The following is a 6,798-nucleotide window of genomic DNA, read 5'->3' as shown; positions in this document are numbered from 1 at the left end:
AAACACTCCTTCCCATTCCGAACAGGAAAGTTAAGCTCTATAGCGCCGATGGTACTGCATGGGTGACCGTGTGGAAGAGTAGGACGTTGCCAGGTATGGTGTGGCTCGATAGCTCAGTCGGTAGAGCAGAGGACTGAAAATCCTCGTGTCGCTGGTTCGATTCCTGCTCGAGCCACCATACAATATTTTTCTGGGGGTATAGCTCAGCTGGGAGAGCACCTGCCTTGCACGCAGGGGGTCAGGAGTTCGAATCTCCTTACCTCCACCAGTAAAAGATGTTCAATAGAACATCTTTTTTTATTTTAGAAATAATAAGAAAATATTCACAGAATTAGAAAAGATATGTGGGTAAAATACACAATTTCAATAAATTTTGTGGATAAAATTAAATAAACAGTAAAATTTTCATAAGAAGGCTTTAAGTTTCATTATTTAGATTGTTAAATTATTAAGATATTGATAGAATTAAGTAGTAAATAATTAATAAAGGAGACTTTAAAATGGAAAATAAAGTATTAGCAACAGTTGGTTCAGAAGAAATAACTGAAAAAGAATTAAATGAAATAATATCAAAATACCCAGATGATAGAAAAAAAATGTTTGAGAATGAACAAGGAAGAAAACAATTATTAGAACAAGTTATCTCTTTTGAATTATTAAACAAATTTGGAAAAGAATTAAAATTAGATGAAACTGATGAATATAAAGAAACAGTAAAACGTTTGGCTAAAGAAATTTTAACTCAAATGAGTATAGCTAAAATATTATCAGAAGTTACAGTTACAGACGAAGAAGTTAAAGAATACTATGAAGCTAATAAAGATAAATTCATAGAACAGCCTACAGTTTCAGCTAAGCATATATTAGTAGAAAAGGAAGAAGATGCACTTAAAATAAAAGAAGAAATTGATAACGGTATTACTTTTGAAGATGCTGCTAAAAAATATTCAAGTTGTCCATCAAAAGAACAAGGTGGAAATCTTGGTGTGTTTGGTAGAGGAATGATGGTTCCAGAATTTGAAGATGCTGCTTTTAATGCAGAAATTGGAAAAGTAACTGAGCCAGTTAAAACACAATTTGGATATCATTTAATTTTAGTTGATTCTAAAAATGAAGCAAAAACAAAAACTTTTGAAGAAGTTAAAGATGCAGTTCTTCAACAATTAATGCAAGAAAGACAACAAAGAAAATATTTAGATGTATTAAAAGAATTAGAATCTAAATATGGTGTAGTTAGAAAATAATAGTATTTAATTAAGTAAAAGGTAACTTTCGAATGAAAGTTACCTTTTATTATAAAATTTATTATATATATTTTTTTGTTTATTTAATAAATATGTAGTATAAGTATTAATTTTATATATTAACTTGCAAAGTTTTTATTTAGCAATTCAGAAAAGTCTGTAATAAATTCATCAGAAGCTTCTAAAAGCTTATCCTTATCACTCAAGCTTCTAGTATCTTCAACAGCAATAACCTTCATACCAGCCTTTTTTGCACCTATAACAGCTTGTATTATATCTTCAAAGACTAAACAGTTTTTTGGGTCTACACCTAATTTTTTTGCAGCTAATAAATATACATCTGGTTCATGCTTTCCAACGCTTACCTCATCTGTAAGAGTTATTGAGTCAAAATATTCATATATACCATTATTTTTTAAAGCAGCTTCTAAAAGATTCATTGAATTGCTTGTTGCTAATCCTATTTTTATATTTAAGCTTTTTAAAAAATCTAAAAATTCTTTTACTCCATTTTTTAGTTTAATATCAGTTGAATAATGATAGTATGCCATAGTGTTCCAAGAATTTTTTATATCATCTAATGAATCTTCTAAATTAAATCTTTTTTTAAAGTATTTTGCTACTTGATTAAAGCTTAAATGTGCAATTTCTGAATTTAAATTCTTAGGAACTTCTATATTTTTTTTTGATAGATAATCTTCATCTATTTGATCCCAAACCCACATAGAATCAATAAGAGTTCCATCTAAATCAAATATAACAGCTGTTATATCTTTTAACATTTTATACCTCCTTTAAAATAAAATAATTATTTTTTATCTTTATAATCAAAAATAATTAAAATTTATATTTTTGTCAATAATAAATAATATAAGATAATGGAAGGAAGATTAATAAAGATATGATATGGTTTGTTTTAGGGTATGCTTTGGTAGTATTAATAACAATTGCTTTATGTAAAGCTGCAAGTAGTGATAGAGAATATATAGAAAATTATGATGAAAAACAAAAAGACTATGAGTAAATCATAGTCTTTTTTTATGGTCGGGGTGACAGGTCTCGAACCTGCGACCTCATGGTCCCAAACCATGCGCGCTACCATCTGCGCCACACCCCGCAAACACAATGTATATTATATTCAAAAATAGGACACTTGTCAACATATTCATTTTTATTCAAAAAGTATTACAATTTTGTAATTTTTATGTTATTATATAAATGTATTTTTTTCATATTAAAAAATATCGTATATTTATTTGTAAACAATTACTTAGTATTAATATAAGTTACAAAAAAAATTAAAAAAATAGTTGACTTTAAGGAATATGTAATAAATTACGGTTGTACCGTTAATTATGTGATGATATAATAATAAATGTATTTCTAGTAGGAGACACAGAATTTGAAAGGGGGGTAGGTTCTTAGGAACCGTATAACTCATGAGAAGAAAAATTGTTGCTGCAATTATCGCAGGTATGTTAGTAGTAAATTCTGCTATTCCAGCATATGCTACTCCAACTAATAAAGAAGTAAATCAAGCAAGAGATGAATATGCCGAATTAGGGGCTAAGATAGCAAACGTACAAAATAAGATAGACGACTTAAATTCTAAAATAGAGCCATTAGTACAAAAGGTACAAAACAACAAAACAGAAATAGCAAATACTGAAAAAGAAATGGGTACTACTCAAAAAGAGATAGAACAAACTAAGGAAAAGATGTCTGAACAAAAAGAAGTTCTTGGAGGAAGACTTAGAGAACTTTATAAAACAGGTGGACAAACTAACTATATTTCTTTAATTTTTGGTGCACAAAACTTTTCTGATTTAATTAGTAGATTAGATTCTGCTAATAGATTAATACAATTAGATAAGAATGTTGTGGACGAGCTTGTTAATAACCAAAAGAGCTTAGATACTAAAATGACATCTCTTCAAGAAAAAGGAAAGAAATTAGAAGAGTTAAATAAGGAAACTAAACAAGAACTAGAAAAGTTTGAAAATTTAAAGGGTGAACAAGAGAAGTTAATAGATGATGCTAAGAAGCAACAAAAAGACTTTGATGCTAAATATCTTTCAAGAGTTGAAAGACAAATAATATCAGGTCAATTAGCTGTTATTAATAATTCAAATAGTTCAATTGATGCTTTAAAGAGTGCAGTATCTCAATTAAAGGATATAAAGAATAATCAAATAAAGAGTCCAACTGTAATTTCTGAAATTGATTCAGCAATTTCAAAGGGAAATAATTTAATATCACAAAAACAAGAAGCTGCTTCACAAAGTTCTCCAAATAGAGGAGGATCTGTTAGTGCACCATCAAATGGTGGATCATCAAACAGCGGATCATCAAATGGTGGAGGTTCAACTCACCATGGAAGTACTTCAGCTATAATAAATGAAGCATATAAGCATTTAGGAGCTAAATATGTTTGGGGAGCAACAGGTCCTAATACATTTGACTGTTCAGGATTTACAAGTTATGTTTATCGTAAAGCTGCAGGTATTGAAATAGGTAGAACTACTTATGATCAAATTGGTTCAGGAAGAGCTGTATCAAGATCACAACTTCAACCAGGAGACTTAGTATTCCCAAGTTCTCATCACGTTGGAATATATGTTGGTGGAGGAAGTATAATTCATGCACCTCAAACAGGAGATGTAGTTAAAGTATCACCAATATGGAGTTTCTACGCAGCTAGAAGAATATTAAACTAAAAATTAATTGTAATTTATAAAGGCTTTAGGTATACTAAGGCCTTTTTGTTTTGCTTTTTAGAAAATCATATAAACTAATATATGTAATAAATATAGAAAAAATACTAAATATATAATTTATGAATAAATAAAGTAGTATATTATAAGTGAATTAAGATAATAAGTATGTTGAGAAGTGATTTTTGTTAATGTATAATTAAAAAGAAATTTAAAATAAAAGGATGAAGAAAAGTATGGCGATAAACAATAATGTTGAAATAAAAGAAAATGAAAGTGTTGATGATTTACAGTTAAAAGGATTAATGCTTATACAAAAAAATGATGGATTTAGATTTGGTGTTGATGCTGTACTTCTTTCAGGTTTTTCAAATATTAAAAGAAAACATACTGTTATAGATTTTTGTACTGGAACTGGAATAGTACCGTTTTTAAGTTATGGTAAATATTCTCCAAAGAGTATAACAGGAATTGAAATACAAGAAGATATGGTAGAAATGGCAAGTAGAAGTGTATTATTAAATGAAATAGATAATATTAATTTTATACATAGAGATTTAAAAGATATAGAATTTCTAAAAAAATTAGAAAAGGTTGATGTAGTAACTGTTAATCCTCCATATAAATTAAATAATTCTGGAATAGTTAATCCTTCAGATAAATTATCAATTGCAAGACATGAAGTTTTGTGTAATTTAGAAGATGTAATAAAGGCTGCAAGAACTGTTCTTAAAGATAATGGAAGATTATATATGGTTCACAGACCAGAAAGAATTGCTGATATAATTACTATTATGAGAGCTTATAAGATAGAGCCTAAAAGAATAAAGATGGTTCATCCAAATAAAAATAAAGCACCAAATATAGTTTTAGTTGAAGGTCAAAGAGATGGAAAGGCATTTTTAAAATGGGATGCACCTCTTTATGTATATAATGAAGATGGAAGTTATTCAGATGAAATAAATAAAATTTATGGTAGATAGGAGAAATAGGATAAAATGGGTGAAGGAAAACTGTATTTAGTACCTACTCCAATAGGAAATCTTAAAGATATAACATTAAGATCATTGGAAGTTTTAGAAAATGCAGATGTAATTGCTGCAGAGGATACGAGACAGACAATAAAGTTATTAAATCACTTCAATATAAAAAAGACATTAATAAGTTATCATATGCATAATGAACAAGGTAAAAGTGATGAAATACTAAATAGATTAAGAGAAGGAGAAAATATTGCATTAGTAAGTGATGCTGGAATGCCAGGTATTTCAGATCCTGGAAGTGTTATAGTTAAAAAGTGCATTGAAGAAGGACTTGATTTTGAGGTTTTACCTGGAGCAACAGCTTTTGCAACGGCTTTAATATATTCAGGATTAGATAGTAGTGCTTTTACTTTTAGAGGATTTATTCCAAGGGATACTAAGTCAAGAAAGATTGTAGTAGAAGAATTAAAAAATCAAAAGGAAACTTTGATTTTTTATGAAGCACCTCATAGATTATTAAGTACATTAACTTTTTTATTAGATAGTTTTGGGGATAGAAATATTGCAGCTTGTAGAGAACTTACAAAAATCCATGAAGAAATAGTTAGAGGAAAAATTTCAGAAGTAATAGAACATTTTAAAATTAATTCTCCAAGAGGTGAATTTGTTCTAGTTTTAGATGGATTAAGTGAGGAAGAAATAGAAAGAGAAAGTAGAGCAAGTTGGGAAGGATTATCTATTGAAGAGCATATAATTAAATATATGGAAGATGGATTCAGCAAAAAAGATTCTATAAAAATGGTTGCAAAAGATAGAAAATTACAGAAAAATGAAGTATACAAATTTTCAACTAACATATAAATTTATAAAAATAGAAATATAAAAGACCAGATTTATTCTGGTCTTTTTATAGATAAACCAAAAACCACTGAATAACTTCAGTGGTTTTTTATGGTAAAATATAAAAACATTTTAGGGGAATGTTTTTATATCTTTAATGCTTTTTTAAATAAATCTAATTTAAATAATGCTTATTTTAATTTTATCTCTTTAATTCAGCTAAACAGTTTTTGCAGATGTTCTTTCCTTTGTAGTTTACAACGTCTCTAGCATCTCCACAGAAAATACAAGCTGGTTCATATTTTTTAAGAATGATTTGTTCACCATCTACATATATTTCTAAAGCATCTTTTTCTGCGATGTCTAAAGTTCTTCTTAACTCTATAGGAATAACTATTCTTCCTAATTCATCTACTCTTCTAACTACACCTGTTGATTTCATAAAAGTTTCCTCCTTAAATTATATACATTACCATCAAACCTACACAATACTGCAAGATTCGACAATTTACTATGTTATCTTACCAAAATTGTAATTTAAAGTCAACAATAAAAATATTAAGTTTTATTAAATTACAAATTTTTCTGGTAATACTATAGTAATTAATATACTACCAAATTTTAGAAATGTCAATACTTTACAAATTTAAAAGGTATTATTTATTATAAAATTTAAATTAAATCATTTATAAATATTAGATCAAATATTTTTTATAAATTAAAATCATACTAATTAAAAAATCTATATATAGTATTATATTATATAATTTAAACAAGTATTTAATAAAGATTTAAAAAAATAATATAATTTGTATAAAAATAAGGTAAATATAATAATATTATCAAAAACATGTTCTTGAACTTTAAAAAAATTTAAAATATTATTTAATAAGGGTAATATGTTTAAAAATAACTAATAAGGGAACAATAAAAGATAATAATGGTAAAAATAACTTGTAATAAGTTTATTTATACTATATAATATTATTAAGATTTAAATTTAGGTAAGGGTGAATA

General features: G+C 27.2%; 7 protein-coding genes, 3 tRNA genes and 1 rRNA gene. 8 read left to right on the top strand and 3 right to left on the bottom strand.

Annotated elements, in window-relative coordinates:
- The 4 genes from rrf to J2Z53_RS10060 all read left to right on the top strand — a co-directional run.
- Positions 1–95: ribosomal RNA gene (gene rrf / locus J2Z53_RS10075) — 5S ribosomal RNA — on the top strand; the annotation flags it as partial.
- A 7-nt stretch (positions 96–102) separates the two neighbouring features.
- Positions 103–178, top strand: a tRNA-Phe gene (locus J2Z53_RS10070).
- Between the two features lie 14 nt (positions 179–192).
- A tRNA-Ala gene (locus J2Z53_RS10065) sits at positions 193–268 on the top strand.
- A gap of 232 nt (positions 269–500) precedes the next feature.
- On the top strand, positions 501–1,244 hold the full coding sequence (locus J2Z53_RS10060) for a peptidylprolyl isomerase (RefSeq protein WP_209797361.1): 744 nt from the start codon (positions 501–503) through the stop codon (positions 1,242–1,244).
- A 119-nt stretch (positions 1,245–1,363) separates the two neighbouring features.
- Here the strand turns inward: J2Z53_RS10060 and J2Z53_RS10055 are convergent, their stop codons facing one another.
- Positions 1,364–2,026, bottom strand: coding sequence for an HAD family hydrolase (locus J2Z53_RS10055; protein WP_209797360.1), 663 nt, complete (start codon positions 2,024–2,026; stop codon positions 1,364–1,366).
- Between the two features lie 119 nt (positions 2,027–2,145).
- On the opposite strand from J2Z53_RS10055, the gene J2Z53_RS12935 reads away from it, so the two are divergent.
- A complete protein-coding gene (locus J2Z53_RS12935) occupies positions 2,146–2,268 on the top strand; it encodes a hypothetical protein (RefSeq protein WP_268835917.1) in 123 nt (40 codons plus the stop codon).
- Between the two features lie 17 nt (positions 2,269–2,285).
- Here the strand turns inward: J2Z53_RS12935 and J2Z53_RS10050 are convergent.
- Positions 2,286–2,361 (bottom strand) — tRNA-Pro (locus tag J2Z53_RS10050).
- 322 nt (positions 2,362–2,683) lie between these two features.
- Between J2Z53_RS10050 and J2Z53_RS10045 the strand changes: the two genes are divergently transcribed.
- The 3 genes from J2Z53_RS10045 (at position 2,684) to rsmI (ending at position 5,802) form a co-directional block, all read left to right on the top strand.
- The gene (locus tag J2Z53_RS10045; RefSeq protein ID WP_209797359.1) at positions 2,684–3,961 is read left to right on the top strand and encodes a C40 family peptidase; all 1,278 of its coding nucleotides are present in this window, start codon (positions 2,684–2,686) and stop codon (positions 3,959–3,961) included.
- 233 nt (positions 3,962–4,194) lie between these two features.
- On the top strand, positions 4,195–4,941 hold the full coding sequence (locus J2Z53_RS10040; RefSeq protein ID WP_209797358.1) for a tRNA1(Val) (adenine(37)-N6)-methyltransferase: 747 nt from the start codon (positions 4,195–4,197) through the stop codon (positions 4,939–4,941).
- Between the two features lie 15 nt (positions 4,942–4,956).
- Positions 4,957–5,802, top strand: a complete 846-nt coding sequence (gene rsmI, locus J2Z53_RS10035) for a 16S rRNA (cytidine(1402)-2'-O)-methyltransferase (RefSeq protein ID WP_209797357.1) — start codon at positions 4,957–4,959, stop codon at positions 5,800–5,802.
- A 181-nt stretch (positions 5,803–5,983) separates the two neighbouring features.
- Here the strand turns inward: rsmI and J2Z53_RS10030 are convergent, their stop codons facing one another.
- Entirely contained in the window at positions 5,984–6,223 is a 240-nt protein-coding gene (locus J2Z53_RS10030; protein WP_039311870.1) for an AbrB/MazE/SpoVT family DNA-binding domain-containing protein, read from the bottom strand.
- Positions 6,224–6,798: the final 575 nt, after the last annotated feature.

Source organism: Clostridium moniliforme (genome assembly GCF_017873235.1).
Lineage (GTDB): Bacteria > Bacillota > Clostridia > Clostridiales > Clostridiaceae > Clostridium > Clostridium moniliforme.
Note: the sequence above shows the minus strand (reverse complement) of the source record. Positions and strands in the feature narration are given on the sequence as shown.